Source organism: Bradyrhizobium sp. Mp19 (genome assembly GCF_029952935.1).
GTDB lineage: Bacteria > Pseudomonadota > Alphaproteobacteria > Rhizobiales > Xanthobacteraceae > Bradyrhizobium > Bradyrhizobium elkanii.
Genome location: NZ_JASAUT010000170.1, coordinates 1 through 1,194, shown reverse-complemented (window position 1 = coordinate 1,194; position 1,194 = coordinate 1). Strand labels below are relative to the sequence as shown.

1 protein-coding gene is annotated in these 1,194 nt (G+C 63.4%); it reads left to right on the top strand.

Annotation, left to right across the window (positions count from 1 at the left end; genetic code table 11):
• Window positions 1-90: 90 nt before the first annotated feature.
• The gene (locus QJT82_RS45405) at window positions 91-1,188 is read left to right on the top strand and encodes an ISAs1 family transposase (protein WP_028342550.1); all 1,098 of its coding nucleotides are present in this window, start codon (window positions 91-93) and stop codon (window positions 1,186-1,188) included.
• Window positions 1,189-1,194: the final 6 nt, after the last annotated feature.

Sequence of the window (1,194 nt, the reverse complement as noted above, 5' to 3'; positions counted from 1 at the left end):
CAGGGGAATCGCATGTGTGCGCGTGCAAGTAGTTGCCAAATCGAAGAAAAGGGATTCTGAAGGCAGCTCCTGATCTGAAGGGAGCGGCCGATGCAACGATTTGCCGAGTGCTTTGAGGATTTGCCGGACCCGCGGGCCGACAACGCGCTGCATGACCTGACCGAGATCTTGTTCATCGCGCTGATGGCGACGCTGTGCGGGGCGACGAGTTGCACCGATATGGCGCTGTTTGCCCGGATGAAGGCCTACCTTTGGCGGGATGTGCTGGTGCTCAGGAACGGCCTGCCGAGCCACGACACGTTCAGTCGGGTGTTCCGGATGCTCGACCCGAAGGCGTTTGAGGTCGCGTTCCGGCGTTTTATGAAGGATTTTGCGCAAGGCGCGAAGATCAAGCGGCCGCGCGGTGTGATCGCGCTCGACGGCAAAGCGTTGCGACGCGGCTACGAACGCGGCAGGAGCCACATGCCGCCGGTGATGGTGACCGCCTGGGCGGCGCAGACGCGCATGGCGCTTGCCAATGTGCTGGCGCCGAACAACAACGAAGTCGACGGTGCCCTGCAGTTGCTTGAGCTCCTGCAGCTCAAGGGCTGCGTAGTCACGGCCGATGCCCTGCATTGCCACCGCGCGATGGCCAAAGCGATCGTGGCACGGGGCGGTGACTACGTGCTGGCGGTGAAGGCGAACCAGCCCGCTCTGTTGGAGGATGCCAAAGCCGCAATCTGCGCCGTCAAACGCAAGAGCAAGACTTCGCTCACCACCACCGATGCGGACCATGGACGCACCGACAAGCGTGTTGCTCTCGTTGCGCCGGCTCCCGGCATGGCCAAGAAGCACGACTTCCCGGGCCTCAAAGCTGTCGCCCGCATCACCAGCAAGCGTGGACAGGACGACACGGTCGAGCGCTACTTCCTGATGAGCCGCCCCTACAGCCGCAAAGACGTCCTGCGTATCGTCCGCGCTCATTGGGGCATCGAAAATAACCTGCACTGGCCGCTCGACGTCACCCTCGACGAGGACCTCGCCCGCAACCACAAGGACAACGGGCCGGCCAACCTGGCCGTGCTCAGGCGCCTGGCCCTCAACGTCGCCCAAGCCCACCCGGACACGACAGGCTCCTTGCGCGGCAAGCTCAAACGCGCCGGATGGAACGATGCGTTCGTCTTCGAACTCCTCGGTCACATGCGATAGCCCTGC

Coding starts and splice junctions, on each gene's coding strand:
- QJT82_RS45405 (WP_028342550.1), top strand. CDS start 91: ATGCAACGATTTGCCGAGTGCTTTGAGGATTTGCCGGACCCGCGGGCC.